General features: G+C 34.6%; 18 protein-coding genes. 3 read left to right on the forward strand and 15 right to left on the reverse strand.

Translation table 11 applies throughout. From position 1 onward, the window contains the following. Window positions 1-2: 2 nt before the first annotated feature. Window positions 3-2771: an outer membrane beta-barrel protein gene (locus EIG86_RS12930; protein WP_127846606.1), complete on the reverse strand. Its 2769-nt coding sequence runs from the start codon at window positions 2769-2771 to the stop codon at window positions 3-5. Between the two features lie 334 nt (window positions 2772-3105). After that, window positions 3106-3534 (reverse strand): organic hydroperoxide resistance protein, encoded by a 429-nt coding sequence (locus EIG86_RS12935; protein WP_127846607.1) that lies wholly within the window; start codon window positions 3532-3534, stop codon window positions 3106-3108. A gap of 91 nt (window positions 3535-3625) precedes the next feature. Between EIG86_RS12935 and meaB the strand changes: the two genes are divergently transcribed. Next, window positions 3626-4711, forward strand: a complete 1086-nt coding sequence (gene meaB / locus EIG86_RS12940) for a methylmalonyl Co-A mutase-associated GTPase MeaB (protein WP_127846608.1) — start codon at window positions 3626-3628, stop codon at window positions 4709-4711. On the opposite strand, the gene EIG86_RS12945 is transcribed toward meaB, so the two are convergent. Genes EIG86_RS12945 through EIG86_RS12955 form a run of 3 tightly spaced genes read right to left on the reverse strand, consistent with a single transcriptional unit; the run spans window position 4708 to window position 6868 of the window. Next, complete coding sequence (locus EIG86_RS12945; RefSeq protein WP_127846609.1) at window positions 4708-5280, reverse strand: phosphatase PAP2 family protein; 573 nt, start codon at window positions 5278-5280, stop codon at window positions 4708-4710. The two genes, meaB and EIG86_RS12945, sit on opposite strands and share 4 nt — an antisense overlap. Next, a complete protein-coding gene (locus tag EIG86_RS12950; RefSeq protein WP_127846610.1) occupies window positions 5280-5504 on the reverse strand; it encodes a hypothetical protein in 225 nt (74 codons plus the stop codon). Before EIG86_RS12950 ends, EIG86_RS12945 begins: the two co-directional genes overlap by 1 nt. Beyond that, a complete protein-coding gene (locus EIG86_RS12955) occupies window positions 5504-6868 on the reverse strand; it encodes an MATE family efflux transporter (RefSeq protein ID WP_127846611.1) in 1365 nt (454 codons plus the stop codon). Before EIG86_RS12955 ends, EIG86_RS12950 begins: the two co-directional genes overlap by 1 nt. 177 nt (window positions 6869-7045) lie before the next feature. On the opposite strand from EIG86_RS12955, the gene EIG86_RS14145 reads away from it, so the two are divergent. Next, on the forward strand, window positions 7046-7642 hold the full coding sequence (locus EIG86_RS14145; RefSeq protein WP_157983141.1) for a hypothetical protein: 597 nt from the start codon (window positions 7046-7048) through the stop codon (window positions 7640-7642). A 1-nt stretch (window position 7643) separates the two neighbouring features. Here the strand turns inward: EIG86_RS14145 and EIG86_RS12965 are convergent, their stop codons facing one another. The 3 genes from EIG86_RS12965 to EIG86_RS12975 all read right to left on the reverse strand — a co-directional run bounded on the left by EIG86_RS12965 (window position 7644) and on the right by EIG86_RS12975 (window position 10782). After that, on the reverse strand, window positions 7644-8813 hold the full coding sequence (locus tag EIG86_RS12965; protein ID WP_127846612.1) for a sigma-54-dependent transcriptional regulator: 1170 nt from the start codon (window positions 8811-8813) through the stop codon (window positions 7644-7646). 208 nt (window positions 8814-9021) lie between these two features. Beyond that, the gene (gene dnaJ, locus EIG86_RS12970; RefSeq protein ID WP_127846613.1) at window positions 9022-10152 is read right to left on the reverse strand and encodes a molecular chaperone DnaJ; all 1131 of its coding nucleotides are present in this window, start codon (window positions 10150-10152) and stop codon (window positions 9022-9024) included. 6 nt (window positions 10153-10158) lie between these two features. Further along, window positions 10159-10782 (reverse strand): nucleotide exchange factor GrpE, encoded by a 624-nt coding sequence (locus EIG86_RS12975; RefSeq protein WP_127846614.1) that lies wholly within the window; start codon window positions 10780-10782, stop codon window positions 10159-10161. 127 nt (window positions 10783-10909) lie between these two features. Here EIG86_RS12975 and EIG86_RS12980 point away from each other — a divergent pair, with 127 nt between their 5' ends. Then, on the forward strand, window positions 10910-11578 hold the full coding sequence (locus EIG86_RS12980) for a YceI family protein (protein WP_127846615.1): 669 nt from the start codon (window positions 10910-10912) through the stop codon (window positions 11576-11578). An 83-nt stretch (window positions 11579-11661) separates the two neighbouring features. Here EIG86_RS12980 and EIG86_RS12985 read toward each other — a convergent pair whose 3' ends face one another. The 7 genes from EIG86_RS12985 to rplK all read right to left on the reverse strand — a co-directional run bounded on the left by EIG86_RS12985 (window position 11662) and on the right by rplK (window position 22434). Further along, window positions 11662-11979 carry a DUF3467 domain-containing protein gene (locus EIG86_RS12985; RefSeq protein ID WP_127846616.1) on the reverse strand — a complete coding sequence of 106 codons (318 nt, stop codon included), beginning with the start codon at window positions 11977-11979 and terminating at the stop codon, window positions 11662-11664. Window positions 11980-11981: 2 nt separating this feature from the next. Further along, window positions 11982-16289 carry a DNA-directed RNA polymerase subunit beta' gene (rpoC, locus tag EIG86_RS12990; protein ID WP_127846617.1) on the reverse strand — a complete coding sequence of 1436 codons (4308 nt, stop codon included), beginning with the start codon at window positions 16287-16289 and terminating at the stop codon, window positions 11982-11984. Between the two features lie 68 nt (window positions 16290-16357). Beyond that, window positions 16358-20170 (reverse strand): DNA-directed RNA polymerase subunit beta, encoded by a 3813-nt coding sequence (gene rpoB, locus EIG86_RS12995; protein ID WP_127846618.1) that lies wholly within the window; start codon window positions 20168-20170, stop codon window positions 16358-16360. Between the two features lie 159 nt (window positions 20171-20329). Further along, complete coding sequence (rplL, locus tag EIG86_RS13000) at window positions 20330-20707, reverse strand: 50S ribosomal protein L7/L12 (RefSeq protein ID WP_127846619.1); 378 nt, start codon at window positions 20705-20707, stop codon at window positions 20330-20332. Window positions 20708-20751: 44 nt separating this feature from the next. Continuing rightward, window positions 20752-21273 (reverse strand): 50S ribosomal protein L10, encoded by a 522-nt coding sequence (gene rplJ / locus EIG86_RS13005; RefSeq protein WP_127846620.1) that lies wholly within the window; start codon window positions 21271-21273, stop codon window positions 20752-20754. Window positions 21274-21282: 9 nt separating this feature from the next. Further along, window positions 21283-21981: a 50S ribosomal protein L1 gene (rplA, locus tag EIG86_RS13010; RefSeq protein WP_127846621.1), complete on the reverse strand. Its 699-nt coding sequence runs from the start codon at window positions 21979-21981 to the stop codon at window positions 21283-21285. 15 nt (window positions 21982-21996) lie between these two features. Then, window positions 21997-22434, reverse strand: a complete 438-nt coding sequence (rplK, locus tag EIG86_RS13015) for a 50S ribosomal protein L11 (RefSeq protein ID WP_127846622.1) — start codon at window positions 22432-22434, stop codon at window positions 21997-21999. Window positions 22435-22497 lie beyond the last annotated feature (63 nt).

Genomic DNA, 22497 nt, shown 5'->3' on the forward strand with positions numbered 1-22497 from the left:
ACTTACCAACCTCTTCGTTTATTATTTGGATCCTTTCCTCCGAATTTACTAAATTTATAAGTAAAACTCACCATAAAATATCGTTCCAAAATCAGTTGGTCGGTATCTTGAACAAAATCATCTCCTGTTGTTCTTCGTGTTCCGATATTTTGATCCAACAAATCGTAAACTTTGAATTTCAACGTGGCGTTTTCATCCAAAAACTGGTAACCGAGACTCATATTCCATTGCAATGAAGTAGATCTAAAGTCTGCTGCCACATTGCCGTATTTAAAATAAGTGATATCATTTCCAAACACTACATTTTTTGGCCAATAAGTTGTTGCTTCAAATGAAAAATTCAAATTGGTGAATTCTTCATTTCGATCGGAGTTGATGTTGTAATTTCTTAAGTTATAATCAATTCCAAAACGTGGCGTAAGTGTTACAACCTCATCTTTTTCATAGGTAATACCAAGTCCTGGTGATATTACGTAATTTTCACTTTCAAAACGTTGTCCGTTGGTAAAGCCTAAATTTTTAGCGTACCGACCATTTATGTTACCACGCAACCTATAAGTATCTTCATTTTCAGATTTAATTTGTTTGCTATAATAAAAATTTAGGTAAGCATTTTGGACGCCACTTATATTGTCGTAAGTCGTTGTTCGCAATAAATCTTCGTCGGTGAAATTTACTGAAACAACCTGATCAGTTATGTAGGTATAATTTGCGTAGAAACCATATCCAGATCTGGTTTTAAAATCGAAATTATTGAAATTGGCACTAATCCTTTGACTAAAAGAAGGTTTCAAATTTGGATTACCTTCGATGACATTCAATGGATTGGTTTGAATTCTAACTGGTTGTAATTGCTGCACATTAGGAATATCTGTACTATTTCTGTAATAAAAACTCAGCCTTTTAGACTTCTCAAAACTATATCGAATATTAGCACTTGCAAAAAGATTATTGAAATCATTATCGAAACCAACATTTTGAATCAGATTTTCTGTTTTCAAACTGGTATTTAGCAATCCCACATCAAATCCAGTTCGTAATTTTTCTCCTTCATATTGCAATCCAAAACTTGGAATATGTTTTTCCCCTTTCACTTCAAACTCATTACTCAAATTTTCATTGAAATCTGAATAATCATTTGTACTATCATTAAAATCAAAAACGCTCCTTTCATTTTTACTTGATTCAATTTCATATGAGTATGAAAAATCCAAAAACAAATTTTCGGTCATTACAGCACGATATCTAGCACCAAGTTCGTAAGAATCTGAATGATTGTCTTCTGAAATCAATTGGTCTTGGATTTCTGTATTGGCATTATCTCCAAAGGTTTGCCGTTCAGAAAAGAAAAAGTTATCACTTTCGGTTTTGCTGTTCCTATTTCTAAAATTCAAACTTACGAATGCACCACGATCACCAAATTTACGAGTCGCATATAGATTATTATTAAAGTTTAAACTGGTGTTTTCTGAATTATTTTCACTTATAGAAGAGTTGAACAAATCTCCATTTTCATCTAATGATTCTGAGGTATTCGAGCTTTGAGATGTCCCTTTGTTGATATTGATAGAGGGACGAATAGAAATTCTAGTTAGTGTATCTGGTTCTATAGAAAAATCCATGTTTCCTCTATGAGAATCATTATCTCTTATCGAACTATTTTCTGAATTTGAAAAAAAGTTTCGATCTGGCAAAATATTTTCTCTTCTTGTTGAAGTCCTTGTTCTTGTTTCATTGCCACCGTAAAAATAATCTGTAGAAATTTCGTATTTATCATCCCATTCATCTACAAAGTTTAGTCCAGCAGTTTCTGATTTGGTGATCCCGTTATTATTGCCAAAATTTATTCCGTTGATACCAAAACTACCTCCTGAATTTCTTGTCACTGAATAAGCCCGACTGCCCATAGCATCGTAAACTTCGTCAAAACTAAACCCAGAACTGTTTATATTATTAGAGCTTGCCAAAATACTAAGACGTCTTTCATTTTGAAAATAATTAGCAATACCACTCATTTCATAACGCTCATCTGTACCACCGCCAACAGTTGCACGTGAGAAGAAACCGCGATTTTTATCTTCGTCAATGGTAATATTGATGGTTTTGTTTTCAGAATCTCCTTCTTCTCCCGTAAATTCCTGGGATTTCGTTTTCGTATCGACAACTTGGATTTTATTGATAATTTCTTTTGGTAAATTTTTCGTAGCAATTTTTGGATCATCACCAAAAAACTCTTTACCATTGACCATTATTCTCTGAACTGGCTTTCCGTTTACTGTTATATTTCCTGAAGCATCGACTTCAACCCCTGGCAATTCTTTTAGTGTTTCTTCCAAATTGGCATTGGGACGGGTCTTAAAAGAAGCTGCATTAAATTCCAAAGTATCTTGTTTTATGGTAATTGGGGAGCGGTCGACTTTTAGAATTACTTCGTCAAGATTGCTAGCCATTTCTTGCATTTTGATGTCTCCTAAATCAATTTCAGAATCGGTCAATTCGATAATATTTTGATAAGGCTGCATTCCTGTATAACTTACATTTAGTCTAATTTTAGGAGATTTCGTTTTAATTTCAACTGAAAAATCACCCGATTTATCTGAGATTGTATAATTCAACATGGTTGAATCCTGAACACTTTCAGCATAAATTGTAGCTGAAGATAAAGTTTGATTTGTGGTTTTATCGATAATTCTACCAGAAATTGTGTATTCTTGAGCTGAAAGTAAACTTGTAAACAAAATAAAGCAAAGGGCAAATAGGAGTTTTGGCATGATTGGTTATAATTTTTTGGTTCACTAAGACTTAGAAAAAGCCACAAGGTTAAATTATAACTAAAAAAATCGTTGAATATTATACAGGTTTAAGTTGAATTTAAAATTTGTCTGATTCACTGATTTATTTTTATTCTAAAAAAATAAACATAACCAACTGATTGTATACGAATTGAATTAGATATTATCTAGCTTTCAAAAATTATATTTTCATAAAAAATTTAAACAAATTTCTAAATTGAATAGATTGAAGTGAAAAGTGAAAATAAAAAAAACGAGGATAAACCTCGTTTTTTACTTTCTTGATAAGAAATCTAAAATATTATAGAATGAATTACTCGTCTCTGAGTAAATTCAAAGTCACATCAATATTATCTCTTGTCGCACGAGAAAACGGACATACTTCATGAGCTTCATTAACTAACTTTTCGCCAGTTTCAATATCATCAACACCTGGCAAATATGAATCTAGAACGACCGCAAGTTGTAAATCTCCCTCGTCGGTTTTCCCGATACTCACATTCGCTGTAACGCTAAAATCGCCTAAATCTACTTTATGTTTAGAAGCGACTAAGCCCAAAGCACTACCAAAACAAGCAGAATAAGCAGAGCCAAAAAGTTGCTCTGGATTTACACCATCGCCACCATCTCCACCAAGTCCTTTTGGCATACTTAAAGGTAAATCTATCGGTCCGTCTTCAGTTTTTACGTGGCCTTTTCTGCCGCCTTTAGCTGTTGCTTTCGCTGTATAAAGTGTCTCCATTTTATTTTTTTTAAAAGTTCATTCGAATATACTAATCGCAATGACTGTTTAAAAAAATGAATTCATAAATTTGTACTAAATCTAAGATTAAATGTCTTCAAAAGAAACAAATAAATCCGCACTTCCTGAAAACGAAAGTGCCACCAGCACGAATTTAAGCCAAACTTCAGCTGAAAGAATTAAAGCATTGCGGAGGCAAAAAATAGATGTGGAAGATCTGATTCAGAAGATTTTAGACGGTAATAAAACTGCATTAAGTCGCGCTATTACATTAATTGAAAGTCAACAAAAAAAGCACAACTCCAACATAAAAACAATTATCAAATCTTGCTTACCTCACGCCAATAAATCCATTAGAATTGGAATTACTGGTGTTCCAGGCGTTGGTAAAAGCACATTTATAGAAAGTTTTGGTCTACAACTTATTTCTGAAGGAAAAAAGGTAGCCGTCCTAGCAGTTGATCCAACAAGTTCAATAACGCGTGGTAGTATTTTGGGTGACAAAACACGTATGGAAAAATTAGTTTTGGAACAAAATGCATTCATTCGTCCAACAGCCTCAGGCGAATCGCTTGGTGGCGTGGCAAGAAAAACCCGTGAAAGTATTCTGCTATGTGAAGCTGCTGGTTATGATGTCATTTTAGTAGAAACCGTTGGCGTTGGACAAAGTGAAACGGCGGTTCACAGCATGACAGATTTCTTTTTACTTCTGAAATTAGCCGGTGCTGGCGATGAACTACAAGGCATTAAGCGCGGCATTATAGAAATGGCAGATGCGATTGTTATCAATAAAGCAGATGGTGAAAATATAAAAGCGGCGAAAAATGCTAAAGTAGAATTCAATCGGGCGCTGCATATGTATCCTGCAAAACAAAACGGTTGGTCTCCCAAAGTAAAGTTAGCAAGTGCACTGAAAAATGAAGGTATTGATAAAGTTTGGAGCATGATTTCAAAATATTTTGAAACCACTAAAAACAATGGTTATTTTGAACAAAAACGAATTGATCAAAATAAATTTTGGCTCAAACAAAGTATTGAAGATGCTTTGAAAAAGAATTTTTATCAAAATGAAACTATAAAAAAAGCATTGCCAGAAATATTTAGAAAGATTGAGGCCAACGAAACTACGCCTTTTGAAGCTGCGGAATATTTACTCGATTTACTAAATCAAAACTAATCTTGCCTTACGTTGAATTTGCTTTGTAGCACCAAATGCAATCGATACAAACCGTAGCCAACAAGAACACCAATAATACCTCCAGTCAAAATGTCACCTGGATAATGCACGCCAATGTAAATTCTGCTGTAGGTTACAAAAAAAGCCCAAATCAATAGCCAAAGCATAATATTTTTATAGTGCTTTTTCAAAAGATTGCCAATCAACACAGCCACGGCAAAAGAACTGATAGCATGTCCAGAAAAATAGCCATATTTTCCACACCGTTTAGCTAAAAAACGCCCATGTTCTATGAAATCTTCGTTGCAAGGTCTTGGTCTTTCGAAGGTGTCTTTGAAAATATTTGCAAATTGATCGGTAAAAGCCACCATCACACCAACAATTAAAATCGTAATTAAAAGCCCCTTAGCTTTTAAAGCTCTAAAAACTAAGAATAATAAAATTGCATAAAGTGGCATTGAAATCTCTTTTTCGGTGATAAACACCCAAAACCAATCCCATTCTTTGATTCCTAGATTATTGAGATATAAAAAAAGTTCAGTATCTAATTGCTTCAACTTTTCTATCATTACTGATATCTTTCAACTTCTCGGTCGTAAAACTCAGAAGCTTCTTTAATTAAATTATTAGTTTCTTCAATTAACTCTTCTTGATTGTCCACATCAAATTCTTCTAGCCATTCTATTTCATCTGTTTTCAAATCAATGATAAATCTAGGAAATTCAGTATGAATTATAAAAATAGATTCTGGCAAATCTGTGTTATCGCCTAAAATAAACCTTGGTAATTTCATTATGAAGTTATGTTTTTCAAATCGAATTTTTCAATTTGTTGTTTAGATAAATAGTTAAAACGAATATACAACATTATTGCAGATGCAGTCAAACCTGAAAGTAAACCTAACCAAATTCCGCTACTTCCCAAAACGTCTGCTTTTCCTGCAAAATATGATACTGGGAAGCCAATGAGCCAATATGCGATGAAACATATCAAGGTTGGAATTTTTACATCCTGAAGTCCGCGCAAAGCACCTAAAATAGTAACTTGCAGACCATCACTCAATTGAAAAAGTGCTGCAATAACTAAAAGCTGTGAAGCTAATACAATAACTTCTGCATCGTCAATATATAAAGTTGGTAAGAAATTTTTCATCAAAATAAATCCTAAAGCGAAAATACTTTCAATCAAAAAAACTTGAAGAAAGATGGAGAAAGCAACGTCTCGCAAAGTCTTAAATTGTTGTTTTCCTTTCTGGTTGGCGACTCGAATTGTTGCAGTAACGCCAAGTCCAACGGCAATCATAAAAGTCATGGAAGCTAAATTCAATGCAATTTGATTCGCAGCTTGTGGATTGGTTCCTAAAGTTCCAGCAAGCAAAACTGTAGCGGTAAAAATTCCACCTTCAAACAACATTTGTAAAGCTGTTGGAAAACCTAAATTGACAAGTCTCCTAAAAATATTTTTGCTTAATGGTCTTTTCATTAGAATGAAGTAAGATTTCAGTTTTGGACGACGGCTCAAAATGAAATATAAAAGCAAAAGCATGAACACACGAGAAATTAGTGTTCCGATGGCTGCACCCTCAAGTTCTAATCTTGGAAAAAACCAAACACCATAAATCAACAAATAATTAAAAATTACATTTACAATATTTGCCAAAAGCGTAGCATACATGGCGTATTTTGTCATTGACAAACCATCAGCAAACTGCTTAAACCCTTGAAAAATCATTAACGGAATTAAGGAAAATGCCACTATGTCAAGGTATGGCAAAGCCAAATCAACAACATCTGGTGGTTGATCCATCATTTGTAAAATGGGTTTGGCTAAGAATAACAGCAAAAACAAAATTACACCATTGACAGTGCACATAATCAATCCATGTTGAAAATAAGCCCGTCCTTTTTGAGCATTTCCTTCACCATCTGCTTCAGCAATTAGTGGTGTAATAGCAAAACTAAAACCTATCCCCAAAAACAAGGCAAAAAACACCAATGTATTTCCTAAAGAAACTGCAGCCAGAGGTGCAGCCCCAAGTTGTCCTATCATTAAATTATCTATAAAACCGACCAAGACATGACCTAACTGCCCCATCATAATTGGAAAAGCCAAGTTTAAGTTTTTAGAAAACTCTTTGGTGTAAAGCGATAAATTCAAATGACAAAATTTAGTTTGCAAAAGTAAGCTTTGACATCAATTTATAGGAAAATGCTGTAATATTTTAAGCTAAATTTTTCAGAAGAAGGTTAAACCCAATTTTTAAATAGTATTGGGAAATGAAATGGCTGAGTTAGTATTTTAAATTATATTTGAACTCTAAAAAAACGACTGATTTTGAAGAAAGATTACGACAAAGGTGAAGTGATTGAGCATGTAGCACAGATTTTACAAGAAATTCCAACTTCTATGGAAATTGTAAAGGATGATTCTAAAAAAGAATGGCGTTTTAGGTATTTAGCCAAACATATGATTGAAAAAGCAATCAAAAAAGATGCACTTTTAGTTTCTGATGATGGTCGGGGAATCGCTATTTTTTTCAAAATGGATGGTAAAGGCGATGGTTTTTGGACAGAATTACTAAACGACTTGAAGTTAGCTATCAATGTTACAGGTATTAAAAAGGGATTGAAAGCTTTAAAATCTCAAAAATTTGTAAGACAACAACGACCAAATGAAGGTGAGTTTCTTTACTGCTGGTTTTGGGGAATTTTGCCCGATGCTCGTGGAAATACAAGTGACAAAACGCCTTACAAAATGAAGGACGAAATGTTCAGAATCTCCAAAGCTTTGCAATTGCCAATTTATGCTGAAACTCGCATTAGAAAAGTGAGTGTCGCTTATCGACGTTATGGATTTGAATTGCTGAAAGATTGGAAGCATCCAAGTGGAGATATTATGTATTTTCTAAAATATACTCCTCCAAAAAACTGAATTATTTTTTAATTTGAACAAAAGTTTTAACGTCATCTGCAGTAATCTTTTTGTCTCCTAAAATAATAAGTCTTTCTACTACATTTCTCAATTCTCTAATATTTCCAGTCCAATCTAAAGTTTTTAATAGGTTTTGAGCATCGTCTGTAAATTTCTTAGGTTTATTTCCTTGTTCGCTGGCTATTTTTTCAGCAAAATATTCTACTAAAACAGGGATATCATCTCGACGTTCATTGAGCGCAGGGACGTTTATAATTATGACAGCCAAACGATGATATAAATCTTCACGAAATCTTTTTTGTTCTATTTCTTCTTTTAAATTTTTGTTGGTTGCGGCAATGACACGCACATCAACTTTGATATCTTTATCACTACCAACGCGCTGAACTTTGCTTTCCTGAAGTGCTCTTAAAACTTTGGCCTGGGCAGACAAACTCATGTCACCGATTTCATCTAAAAAAATTGTACCACCATTGGCAGCTTCAAATTTACCAGCACGATCTTTATTTGCTGAAGTAAATGCACCTTTCAAATGACCAAAAAGTTCGCTTTCAATTAACTCTGAAGGAATTGCTGCACAATTCACTTCAATAAAGGGTTTCTTATGTCTGTCACTTTTTTCATGAAGCCAGTGCGCCACCAATTCTTTGCCTGTACCGTTTTCACCAGTAATCAAAACTCTAGCGTCGGTTGGTGCCACTTTTTCAATCATAGATTTGATATGAGTCAATTCTTCAGAGTTGCCAACCATTTCAAAACTTTTGCTCACTTTCTTTTTCAACTGTTTGTTTTCTTGAGCTAAATGATTGTGATCCAATGCAATTCTAACAGTATTCAAAAGGCGATTTAAATCTGGTGGTTTAGATATATAATCGAAAGCTCCCATTTTCATCGTTTCAACTGCAGTTTCTAGATTACCGTGACCAGAAATCATTACAATTGGTATTTCAGGTTTAATTTTTTGGGTCGCTGATAGCACTTCTATTCCATCCATTTTAGGCATTTTGATATCGCAGAGTACCAAATCATATTCATTTTTTTTGATTAATTCTATACCAGAAAGTCCATCTTCAGCTTCTTCAACTTCATAGGATTTTTCTTCTTCCAAAAGGATTTTTTTCAACACACGTCTAATCGCATCTTCATCTTCGATGATTAAAATTTTCGCCATAATTAAAATTAAATTTTAAGGTTTAAATATAAGTGTTCTGAAATTGTTCGGCAACGAGATTTATTTTTGTTTTGAAGAGAATGGAATTTCATAAAAACAAAACCCACCCTATGAAAAATAGGATGGGAAAAAAATTGCTATGAAAAAGAAAAACATCACTAAAAATTTTTAGTGATGTTCAAATATATATAAATTTTTGTTAACTTGTTTAAGAAAACATATCTTTTACTTTTTCAAAGAAGGATTTATCAGATTTTTTGGGATCAGGTTCAAAGTTTGTGTCTCCCACCATTTTTTCAAAAAACTCTTTTTGCTCTTTGTTTAGCGTTTGTGGTGTCCAAACATTTGTATGAACCAACAAATCGCCAATACCATAACCATTTAAGTTTGGTAAACCTTTATTTCTTAACCTCAAAATTTTACCGCTTTGTACTCCTGGTTCTACCTTAATTCGAACTTTTCCTGACACGGTCTGGATTTCTTTACTTGCGCCAAGAGCTGCTTCAGCAAAGCTAATGTACAAATCGTAGTGAAGATTTTCACCGTCTCGTTTCAGGTGTTCATGTTCTTTCACTTCAATTAAAACAATCAGATCTCCAGGTATACCATTTCCTACAGGTTCGTTCCCTTTACCTGAAACTTTTAATTGCATGCCATCTTCAACACCAGCTGGTATTTTAATAGATACCATTTCCTCGGTCATTTTAAGTCCGTGAGCATCTGTTCCACTTCCTTTTTTATCTAAGATCTGACCAGATCCGCCACACGCAGTACATGGTGAAGCAGTCTGCATTCTACCTAAAATAGTATTGGTAACACGCGTGACTTGCCCAGAACCCTTACAAGTTGTACAAGTTTTGAAAGTTGTATCGTCAGGTTTTTTCTTTCTAGAAACTTTAATTTTTTTGTCAACGCCATTAGCAACTTCTTCGAGTGTCAGACTTACACGAATTCTTAAATTCCCGCCTTTACTTCTGCCACTTTGTCCGCCGAAACCACCACCGAATCCTGAAAATCCGCTTGAGCGACCGCCGCCAAAGGCACTGCCAAAAATATCTCCAAATTGGCTGAATATGTCATCCATATCCATACCGCCGCCCCCGAAACCTTGAGAACCGTCAAAAGCACTATGACCAAACTGGTCATATTTACGTCTTTTTTCTTCATTCCCTAAAACTTCGTATGCTTCAGCTGCTTTCTTAAATTTAGTTTCGGCTTCTTCGTCACCCGGATTTTTGTCAGGGTGAAATTTAACTGCCATCTTTCGATAGGCTTTCTTAATTTCTGCCTGAGAAGCACTTTTACTAATTCCTAATATATCGTAATAATCGTCTTTCATAAATTTCTATTTACCGGTAACAACTTTAGGAAATCTGATAATTTTTTCCCCAAGTGTATAACCTTTTTCAACTACATCAATGATTTTCCCTTTCAAGTCTTCGCTAGGTGCTGGTACTTGCGTGATTGCTTCATGTAAATCAGAATCAAAATTGTCACCAGATTTGACATTCATTTCTTCCAAGCCTTTGCTGTAAAGAGTTTCTCTAAGTTTATTATGAATCAATTCTATACCTTCAGAAACTGTTTTGTCAGAAGATTTTCTTATTTCGTTTAGTGCTCTGTCAAAATCGTCTAAAACTGGCAGCAAAGACTGCATAACTTCTTGACTTGCAGTCTTAAAAAGCTCAATTCGTTCCTTAGAAGTTCTTCTTTTATAATTTTCAAATTCAGCAAATAGGCGTAAATACTTATCATTTTTGGCATCTAGCTCAATCTGAAGTTTTTCTTCTTTAGAAAGTTCTTCTCCGGTATTGTCGGTTGCTTCAACATTGACGTCTTCAGATTCAGAATTAACTTCTGAAGTGTTTTCTTTTGATTCTCTTTCCTCAGAATTGGTAGGATTATTCGATTCTTTTGTAGTTTTATCAGAATCTTTAATTTCTTCTGTATCTTTATTTTTTTTAGTCATTTTTATACTTTTACTTTTAACTTGACAAATGTATTGCCAAGTCACATAAAATGTCATAATGACAGTTATATAATTAGCATGCTTTTTGATTAATATTGATACAAATTAAATTTAAAATAAAATAATTATGAAACGAAGATTATTAAATTCCGCATTGATTTTGTCAATAGCATTAGGAACAATCGCCTGTAAAAGCGATAAAAAAACGGAAACATCTGAAGCTGAAAAGGCTAGTGAAAAAAGCGAAGAATCATTAACTTACAACTTAAACACTGACGAATCTGTGGTAAACTGGGTTGGTTCTAAACCAACTGGAAAGCACAATGGTATTGTAAAACTTCAAGATGGTGTTATAAACGTAAAAGATGGCATGATTGAAGGAGGAAGTTTCGTTTTGGACATGGAAACAATAACTGTTCAAGATTTGGAAGGTGATGACAAAAAGGACTTGGAAAATCACTTAAAAGGAACTGTAGAAGGTAAAAAAGATGATTTCTTCAACGTTGAGAAATATCCTACTGCAAGTTTTGAAATTACAGATGTAAGCAAAAAAGAAGGAAAAATGATGATGTCAGGAAATTTGACATTAAAGGGTCAAACAAAAAACATTTCTTTCCCTGTTGATATGTCTATGTCTAATGATAAAAGTGAAATGAAGTTGATGTCTGATGAAATTGTTTTAGACAGAACTGAATGGGGTATCAAATTCATGTCAAAATCATTTGTTGATAATTTAGGAGATAAATTTATCGATGACAATATTAAAATTTCATTTGGACTGAAAGCTGCTCAATAAATTTTAAAATCCTAAAATAAAAAAATGCCTCAAGTTTTTCAACTTGAGGCATTTTTTGTTTGAATAATTTTAGTTTTAACTAATTAAGCTTCACCTGTTGGACCGCCAAAATTCATTGGAATATTTGGTTTATCTTGTTCTTTAATTGTCCCGTGGTTTTTCTCAAAACGACTGATATTATCATTCAAAGCTCTTAACAATCGTTTTGCATGTTGAGGTGTCAATATTATTCTAGATCTCACCTTACTTTTAGGTGAACCTGGCATAACATTTACAAAGTCTAACACAAATTCTGATTGAGAATGATTCAAAATTGCCAAATTGCTATAAATGCCTTGTGCAATATCATCATCGATTTGAATATTAAGCTTCTTCTGTTTTTTATCGCTTTGATCGCTCATAACTAATTAAAATTTACGTTTACTTCTTGTTTTTTATCCATCATTGTTGCTAGTTCTTCTTTCGAACCAACGATAATGTCGTCGAATTCTCTAAGACCAGTTCCAGCTGGAATTCTATGTCCAACAATAACGTTCTCTTTCAATCCTTCTAAGTAGTCAATTTTTCCACTAACAGCTGCTTCATTTAGAACTTTTGTAGTTTCTTGGAAAGAAGCTGCGGAAATAAATGACTTGGTTTGTAAAGACGCTCTTGTAATACCTTGTAAGATCGGAGCTGCTGTTGCTGATTCAGCATCTCTAGCTGAAACAATTTGCTTGTCCTCTCTTTTTAGGATAGAGTTTTCATCTCTCAATTCTCTTAAAGTAACGATTTGCCCTGGCTTAAGGTTTGTACTATCGCCAGCATCCTCAACAACTTTCTTTCCGAAAATGCTATCATTTTCTTCAATGAAATCTTCCTTGTGAACCAATTGATTTTCTAGGAAAATAGTGTCTCCCGAATCTTGGATTTTCACTTTTCTCATCATTTGTCTCACTACGACTTCGAAGTGTTTGTCATTAATTTGTACACCTTGCAATCTGTAGACCTCCTGAACTTCGTTCACCAAATATTGTTGAACAGCACTTGGGCCTTTGATGTTTAAGATGTCCTCTGGTGTTACAGAACCATCTGACAATGGCATACCTGCTTTCACATAATCATTTTCCTGAACTAAGATTTGATTAGAAAGTTTTACTAAGTATTTTTTAACTTCACCAAGTTTAGACTCGATAATGATTTCACGGTTACCTCTTTTGATTTTTCCAAATGAAACTACACCATCAATTTCACTCACAACAGCTGGGTTTGAAGGATTTCTAGCTTCAAAAAGCTCAGTTAATCGTGGTAAACCACCTGTAATATCACCAGCTTTAGAAGATTTTCTAGGAATCTTAACTAAAATCTTTCCGATTTTGATTTCTTCCTCATCATCAACCATAAGGTGAGCTCCAACTGGTAAATTGTAGGATCTCATTACTTCATCTTCGTTATTTTTGATATGAAGTGTTGGAATCTTACGTTTATTTTTAGATTCTATAATTACTTTTTCCTGGAATCCTGTTTGTTCGTCACTTTCAACTTCGTAAGTCTGACCTTGAGTAATATTTTCAAATTCAATTTTACCAGAGAATTCAGAAATAATCACACCATTATAAGGATCCCATTTACAAATGACATCACCTTTTTTGATCTTATCACCTGGACTCACCATAATTTGAGAACCATAAGGAATGACATTCGTACTTAAAGCAATACCAGATTTTTTATCAATAACTTTGATTTCTGAAGTTCTTGAAATAACAATATCTATTTCATTCCCGTCACTATCTTGTCCTTTGACAGTTTTCAAATCTTCGATTTCTGCAACACCATCGAACTTAGCTTCTAATTTGTTTTCTTCTGAAATGTTACCTGCAATACCACCAACGTGGAATGTTCTAAGTGTTAACTGTGTACCAGGTTCTCCAATAGATTGTGCAGCAACAACGCCAACAGCTTCACCTTTTTGAACCGTTTTGTTAGTTGAAAGGTTTCTACCATAACATTTTACACAGATTCCTTTCTTAGCTTCACAAGTTAATGGGGAACGAACTTCAACTGAATTTAAAGCTGAATTTTCTATTTTATCAGCTGCATCTTCATTTATTTCAACACCAGCTTCTACAATTAACTCTTGAGAAATTGGATCAATAACATCATCGAGAGCAGTTCTACCAACGATTCTTTCAGCTAAACTTTCTACAACTTCGTCGTTCTTTTTTAGTGCTGAAACATCGATTCCACGAAGTGTTCCACAATCTTCTTCTCTTACAATCACATCTTGAGAAACATCGACCAAACGTCTAGTTAAATAACCAGCATCAGCAGTTTTCAAAGCGGTATCGGCAAGACCTTTACGCGCACCGTGAGTAGAAATGAAATATTCTAAAATTGAAAGTCCTTCTTTAAAGTTAGATAAAATCGGGTTTTCAATAATTTCACCTCCAGCTGAAGTGGATTTTTTAGGCTTAGCCATCAAACCACGCATACCAGTTAACTGACGAATTTGTTCTTTGGAACCACGCGCACCAGAATCCAACATCATAAATACAGAGTTGAAACCTTGTTTGTCTTCACGAATTCGCTTCATTGCCAATTCTGTCAAGTTTGCATTTGTAGCAGTCCAAATATCAATAACTTGGTTGTATCTCTCGTTGTTAGTAATCAGACCCATGTTATAGTTTCCAATTACACCTTCAACTTCTTGATTTGCATCATCAATCATGGATTGTTTTTCCTCTGGAATAATAATATCACCTAATGAGAATGACAAACCACCTCTGAATGCAAACGTATAACCAAGATTTTTGATTTCATCTAAAAATTCTGCAGTTTCAGGAACTGAAGTTTTCTTAAGCACACGTGCAATAACATCACGGAGTGCTTTTTTGGTCATCACGTCATTTATAAAACCAACACTGTCTGGTATAGTTTCATTAAACAAAACACGACCAACAGTTGTTTCAATATTTTTCTTAACAATATTTCCTTGTTCATCAAGGTCGTTTGCTCTTATTGTTATTAAAGCATTTAAGTCTACTTGTTTTTCATTATAAGCAATATTGACCTCTTCTTCTGAATAAAATCTCAAACCTTCACCTTTTACAGTATGTTCTGGAGTAGATTTTCTAGGTTTTGTCATATAATACAAGCCAAGAACCATATCTTGAGAAGGTACAGTAATTGGAGATCCGTTAGCTGGATTCAAAATACTGTGTGATGCCAACATCAATAACTGAGCTTCAAGAATTGCTTCTGGCCCTAGAGGTAAATGAACTGCCATTTGGTCACCATCGAAATCGGCGTTGAATGCAGTACAAACCAATGGGTGCAATTGAATTGCTTTTCCTTCAATTAATTTTGGCTGGAATGCTTGTATACCAAGTCTGTGAAGGGTTGGAGCACGGTTAAGCAACACAGGGTGTCCTTTCAGTACGTTTTCAAGAATATCCCAAACAACAGGCTCTTTTTTGTCAATTATTTTCTTAGCAGATTTTACAGTTTTTACAATTCCTCTTTCAATCAGTTTTCTGATGACGAAAGGCTTGTAAAGTTCTGCTGCCATATCTTTTGGCAATCCACATTCGAACATTTTCATTTCTGGTCCAACAACGATGACAGAACGGGCAGAATAATCCACACGCTTACCAAGAAGGTTTTGTCTGAAACGTCCTTGCTTTCCTTTTAAGGAATCAGAGAGTGATTTCAATGGTCTGTTAGAATCAGTTTTGACAGCAGAAGATTTCCTTGTGTTGTCAAATAAAGAATCTACAGATTCCTGAAGCATACGTTTTTCATTTCTAAGAATAACTTCAGGCGCTTTTATTTCCATTAATCGTTTTAAACGATTATTTCTAATAATTACTCTTCTATAAAGATCATTTAAATCTGAAGTAGCAAAACGACCACCATCAAGCGGCACAAGAGGTCTTAATTCTGGTGGAGTTACAGGAATCACTTTCATGATCATCCACTCAGGATTATTCTCTCTATTGTTTTTTGAATCTCTTAAAGCTTCAACAACCTGAAGACGTTTTAGAGCTTCAGTTTTCCTCTGCTTAGAAGTTTCGTTGTTTGCCTTGTGTCTTAAGTCGTAAGAAAGCTCATCTAAATCTAAACGCTTTAATATTTCCAGAAGACATTCAGCACCCATTTTTGCGATGAATTTATTTGGATCTTCATCGTCTAAATATTGATTTTCTTGCGGAAGTTCATCTAAAATATTCAGGTATTCTTCTTCTGTTAAGAAGTCCATTTTTTTAAGAGGCTCACCTTCTTCATTCTTAGCATCACCAGGTTGAATAACTACATACCTTTCATAGTAAATAATCATGTCGAGTTTCTTGGAAGGAATACCAAGAAGGTAGCCAATTTTATTTGGTAAAGATCTGAAATACCAAATGTGTGCTACAGGAACTACTAAGTTAATGTGACCAACGCGGTCTCTTCTTACCTTCTTCTCGGTAACTTCAACACCACAACGATCGCAAACAATCCCTTTGTAGCGAATTCTTTTGTATTTACCACAAGCACATTCATAATCTTTGACTGGGCCAAAAATTCTTTCACAAAACAATCCATCTCTTTCTGGCTTGTGAGTTCGGTAATTAATTGTTTCTGGTTTTAAAACTTCCCCTCTGGATTCTGCTAAAATACTTTCAGGTGAAGATAAACCAATAGAGATTTTATTAAATCTCTTTTGTGTATTCTTATCATTATTTCTTGTCATAATACAAGTGCTAAAGAATTATTGTAATATAATGTGATAAGCAATCCCACGATAAGTGGGATTGTTTATTACTCTTCTAATCTGATATCTAATCCCAGACCTTTCAATTCATGCATCAATACGTTGAATGATTCAGGCAGTCCTGGTTCTGGCATTGGTTCACCTTTTACGATTGCTTCATAAGTTTTGGCTCTTCCTATAACATCATCAGATTTTACTGTCAAAATTTCTCTCAGTGTGCTAGATGCGCCATAAGCTTCGAGTGCCCAAACTTCCATTTCACCAAAACGCTGACCACCAAATTGTGCTTTACCACCAAGTGGTTGCTGTGTAATCAATGAGTAAGGTCCGATAGATCTCGCATGCATTTTATCTTCGATCATGTGACCTAGTTTCAACATGTAAATCACACCTACTGTTGCAGGTTGGTCGAATCTTTCACCAGTTCCTCCATCGAAAAGGTAGGTATGACCAAATCTTGGAATTCCAGCTTCGTCTGTCAATTCATTAATTTGATCTAAAGTTGCACCATCAAAAATTGGTGTTGCAAACTTTTTGCCAAGCTTCTGACCTGCCCAACCTAATACGGTTTCATAAATCTGACCGATATTCATACGAGATGGTACACCAAGTGGATTCAATACAATATCTACTGGCGTTCCATCATCTAGGAATGGCATATCTTCTTCTCTAACGATTTTTGCAACAATACCTTTGTTTCCGTGACGGCCAGCCATTTTATCACCAACTTTCAATTTACGCTTTTTAGCAACGTAAATTTTAGCAAGTTTTAAAATACCAGAAGGCAATTCATCTCCTACAGTAATTGTGAATTTTTCTCTTCTTAAATTACCTTGAAGATCATTCAATTTAATTTTGTAGTTGTGAAGTAAATCAGCAACAAGAGCATTTGTTGATTTATCGGTTGTCCAAGTTCCTTTAGTTAAATGACTGAAATCTTCGACAGAATTCAACATTTTTAAAGTGTACTTTTTACCTTTCGGTAAAGTATCTTCCCCTAAATCATTTTGAACACCCTGAGCGGTTTTACCTCCAACAAGATTGAATAATTTTTCAATCAATCTATTTCTTAGTTCTTCGAATTTTACTTGATATTTAGCTTCAAGTTTATCGATTTCTTGTTTATCCTGAGCTCTTTTTCGTTTATCTTTTACTGCTCTTGTGAATAACTTCTTATCGATAACAACACCGTTAAGAGATGGAGATGCTTTCAATGAAGCATCTTTAACATCACCAGCTTTGTCACCAAAGATAGCTCTTAGTAATTTTTCCTCTGGTGTTGGATCACTTTCTCCTTTAGGCGTGATTTTACCAATCAAAATATCTCCTGGTTTGATTTCAGCACCAATTCGGATCATACCATGTTCATCCAAATCTTTGGTAGCTTCTTCAGAAACATTTGGTATATCACTGGTTAATTCTTCATTACCAAGTTTTGTATCTCTAACTTCAAGAGAGTATTCATCAATATGAACTGAGGTTAAAATATCGTCTTTGACAACGCGTTCAGAAAGTACAATAGCATCCTCAAAGTTATAACCTTTCCATGGCATGAATGCCACTTTCATGTTTCTACCTAAAGCTAATTCACCATTATCTGTTGCGTAACCTTGACACAATACTTGTCCCTTAGAAACGCGATCACCAATACGAACAATAGGTTTCAAGTTAATAGTTGAACCTTGATTTGTTTTTCTGAATTTTATTAAATCGTAAGTTTTGTCATCCGTATCAAAACTGACTAATCTTTCATCTTCAGTGCGATCGTATTCGATAATAATTTTTCTAGCATCGACATATTTCACAGTTCCCTCGCCTTCAGCATTGATCAAAACTCTTGAATCTTGTGCAACACGTCTTTCTAAGCCAGTTCCGACGATTGGCGCATCTACTCTCAGTAAAGGAAGTGCTTGACGCATCATGTTTGAGCCCATCAAAGCACGGTTAGCATCATCATGTTCCAAAAATGGAATTAATGAGGCTGAAATTGATGAAATCTGGTTTGGAGCAACATCAATATAATCTACCTCCTTTGGGTCTACAACAGGAAAGTCACCTTCCATTCGAGCAATAACTCTTTCTGGAGTAATTGTTCCGTCTTCGTCAATTGGAATATTGGCTTGTGCGATTAGTTTCTCTTCTTCTTCTTCAGCTGAAAGATAAAGTGGTTCTGATTGAAAATCTATTTTGCCATTTTCAACTTTTCGATATGGAGTTTCAATGAATCCCATGCTGTTGACTTTTCCGTAAACAGACATTGAAGAAATTAAACCAATGTTTGGACCTTCAGGGGTTTCAATAGGGCAAAGTCTTCCGTAGTGTGTATAATGAACATCACGAACTTCGAAACCTGCTCTCTCTCTAGACAAACCACCAGGTCCAAGAGCTGAAAGTCTTCTTTTATTTGTTAATTCTGCTAATGGATTGGTTTGATCCATAAACTGAGACAACTGGTTAGTTCCAAAGAAAGAATTGATTACAGATGACAATGTTTTTGCATTAATCAAGTCGATCGGTGTAAAGACTTCATTATCTCTAACATTCATTCTTTCACGGATTGTTCTAGCCATTCTGGCTAAACCAACACCAAATTGTTGTGATAATTGTTCTCCAACAGTTCTAACACGTCGATTAGAAAGGTGGTCTATATCATCTACTTCAGCTTTAGAATTTACTAATTCAATAAGGTATTTGATAATTGTAATAATGTCTAGCTTAGTTAATACTTTGCTATCCATACTAATATCAAGACCTAATTTCTTATTCATTCTGTAACGCCCAACTTCACCTAAATTGTAACGTTGATCGGAGAAAAATAATTTATCTATAATTCCACGTGCGGTTTCTTCATCAGGCGGTTCAGCATTACGTAATTGTCTATAAATATGCTCTACCGCTTCTTTTTCAGAATTGGTAGGATCTTTTTGTAAAGTGTTATAAATAATTGCGTAGTCTCCAGTAAGATTGTCTTCTTTATGAAGCAATATCGTTTTTGATCCGGTTTCTAGAATTTCTTCAATATGATCTTTTTCTAGAATAGTATCACGGTCTAGTACAATTTCATTTCTTTCAATAGAAACAACTTCACCTGTGTCTTCATCAACAAAATCTTCATACCATGTATTCAGGACTCTTGCGGCAAGTTTTCTACCAAGATATTTCTTAAGACCGGTTTTTGAAACTTTTACTTCTTCTGCTAAGTCAAAAATTTCAAGAATATCTTTATCTCTTTCAAAGCCAATAGCTCTGAATAAAGTTGTAACTGGTAATTTTTTCTTACGATCGATATAAGCGTACATAACGCTATTTATATCTGTGGCAAATTCTATCCAAGAACCTTTAAAAGGTATTACTCTAGCAGAATACAATTTAGTTCCGTTAGCATGGAAAGATTGGCCGAAAAACACACCTGGCGATCTGTGTAATTGAGATACAACTACACGTTCTGCACCGTTGATAACAAAAGTACCGCTTGGTGTCATGTATGGAATAGTACCTAAGTACACATCTTGAACAATAGTTTCAAAATCTTCGTGTTCAGGATCTGTACAATAAAGTTTTAATCGTGCTTTAAGAGGCACGCTGTATGTAAGCCCACGTTCGATACATTCTTGAATAGAATATCTTGGTGGGTCAACAAAGTAATCTAAAAATTCTAAAACAAACTGATTTCTAGTGTCTGTAATAGGAAAGTTTTCTTTGAAGGTATTATATAAACCTTCGTTGGATCTTTCTTCAGGTTTTGTTTCAAGCTGAAAAAAATCTTGAAATGATTTCACTTGGATATCCAAAAAGTCAGGATAATCCGGCTTGTTTTTTACGGAAGAAAAACTAATTCGTTCATTATGCATTGCTAACATCTAAGAAAGATTTTAATGCTTTGAATTTATGGAAAATTCATCAGCAATATTAACTTATAAAAAGTAAAATAAACACGTCGCGTATAGATACGCAAAATGGTTTAGACCTACAAGAACAAATCTTGTGGTCTAAACCTAATATAAAAACTGTAATTAAGCTTACTTAAGCTCAACTTCAGCACCTGCTTCTTCTAATTGTGCTTTAAGCGCTTCTGCTTCATCTTTTGCAACACCTTCCTTAACTGGAGCTGGAGCACCGTCAACTAAAGCTTTTGCATCTTTAAGACCAAGACCTGTCAACTCTTTTACAAGTTTAACAACAGCCAATTTAGAACCACCTGGTGCTTTAAGAATTACATCAAATTCTGTTTGCTCCTCAGCTTCTTCAGCGCCACCACCAGCACCACCGCCAGCTACAGCAACTGCAGCAGCTGCAGGCTCAATTCCATATTCTTCTTTTAAAATATCAGCTAACTCATTAACTTCTTTTACTGTTAAGTTAACTAACTGTTCTGCGAAATCTTTTAATTCTGCCATTTTCTATCGTTTTAGTAATTTAATATTTAGTAATTAGTGCGTGTTTATTCTTCTCTTTGTGAAAGTGTTTTTAATATGCCTGAAAGTTTTCCTCCACTAGATTTAAGTGCTGAAATAACATTTTTGGCAGGCGACTGTAAAAGTCCAATGATATCACCAATTACTTCTTCTTTAGACTTGATATCAACAAGTGCATCTAAGTATTGGTCCCCAACATAAACAGACTCTTCAACAAAAGCGCCTTTAAGTAGTGGTTTATCATTCTTCTTTCTAAAGTTTTTGATAACCTTAGCTGGCGCGTTTCCTGTCTCAGAAAGCATTATTGAAGTGCTTCCTTTTAGTATGTCAGTTAATTCACCAAATTCTTTATCAACATTCTCCATTGCCTTAGCAAGAAGTGTGTTTTTAACTACCATCAATTTGACATCAGCTTTAAAGCAAGCTCTTCTCAAATCGGAGGTTAGTGAAGCATTTAGTCCTGAAATATCTGCAAGATAAACATTGGATGAATCAGCTAACTTTGTAGTTAAATCTTGTATTACTATAGATTTCTCTTCTCTTGTCATAACTTAAAATTATTGCTCTGTAAATCTTTTCGTATCTATTTGAATACTTGGACTCATCGTTGTTGCTATGTGGATACTTTTTATATATGTACCTTTAACAACTGAAGGTTTAAGTTTTACCAGAGTAGTTAGTAATTCTCTTGCGTTTCCAGCAATTTTATCTGCATCAAAAGATGCTTTTCCAACAGAAGCGTGAACGATTCCAGTTTTATCAACCTTAAAATCGATTTTACCAGCTTTTACATCAGACACTGCTTTTGCAACATCCATTGTTACAGTACCTGTTTTAGGGTTAGGCATTAAACCTCTTGGACCAAGTACTCGGCCTAAAGGACCTAATTTACCCATCACACTTGGCATGGTAACAATTACATCTACATCTGTCCAGCCACCTTTAATTTTCTCTAGGTATTCGTCAAGACCAACGTAATCTGCTCCAGCTTCTTCAGCTTCTTTAGCTTTATCTGGTGTAACCAAGGCCAAGACTTTAACGTCTTTACCAGTTCCATGAGGAAGCGTTACAACACCTCGAACCATTTGATTCGCTTTCCTAGGATCAACATTCAGCCTTACAGCTAAATCAACAGACTCGTCGAAATTAGCATAAGCTACATCTTTCAACAAAGCAGAAGCATCAGCAACCGAATAAGTCTTAGACTTGTCTATTTTTGATTCTGCTTCTTTTTGCTTTTTAGTTATTTTCGTCATATCAATTTCGTTTTTTTAAAATGGTGCGTTACCTTTTACAGTTATACCCATAGATCTAGCTGTACCAGCTACCATTTTCATAGCAGATTCTACAGTAAATGCATTCAAATCCTGCATTTTATCTTCTGCAATTGCTTTGACTTGATCCCAAGTTACAGAACCAACTTTTTTACTGTTAGGTTCACCTGATCCTTTTTTCAACTTAGATGCTTCCATCAACTGAACTGCAGCTGGAGGTGTCTTTATAACAAAGTCGAAAGATTTATCTTTGTATACTGTAATTTCTACAGGCAAGACTTTTCCGGCTTTATCCTGAGTTCTACCATTGAATTGCTTACAGAATTCCATGATATTCACACCAGCAGCACCTAAAGCAGGTCCAACTGGAGGCGATGGATTTGCAGCACCCCCTCTAACTTGGAGCTTAACTACTTTACTTACTTCTTTTGCCATTTTTAAATTTTTTGTTCGAATTGTTTTCAGTGGGAAGCATTAATATTTAAAAACAACTCATTT

This window comes from Psychroflexus aestuariivivens, from assembly GCF_004010055.1.
GTDB lineage: Bacteria > Bacteroidota > Bacteroidia > Flavobacteriales > Flavobacteriaceae > Psychroflexus > Psychroflexus aestuariivivens.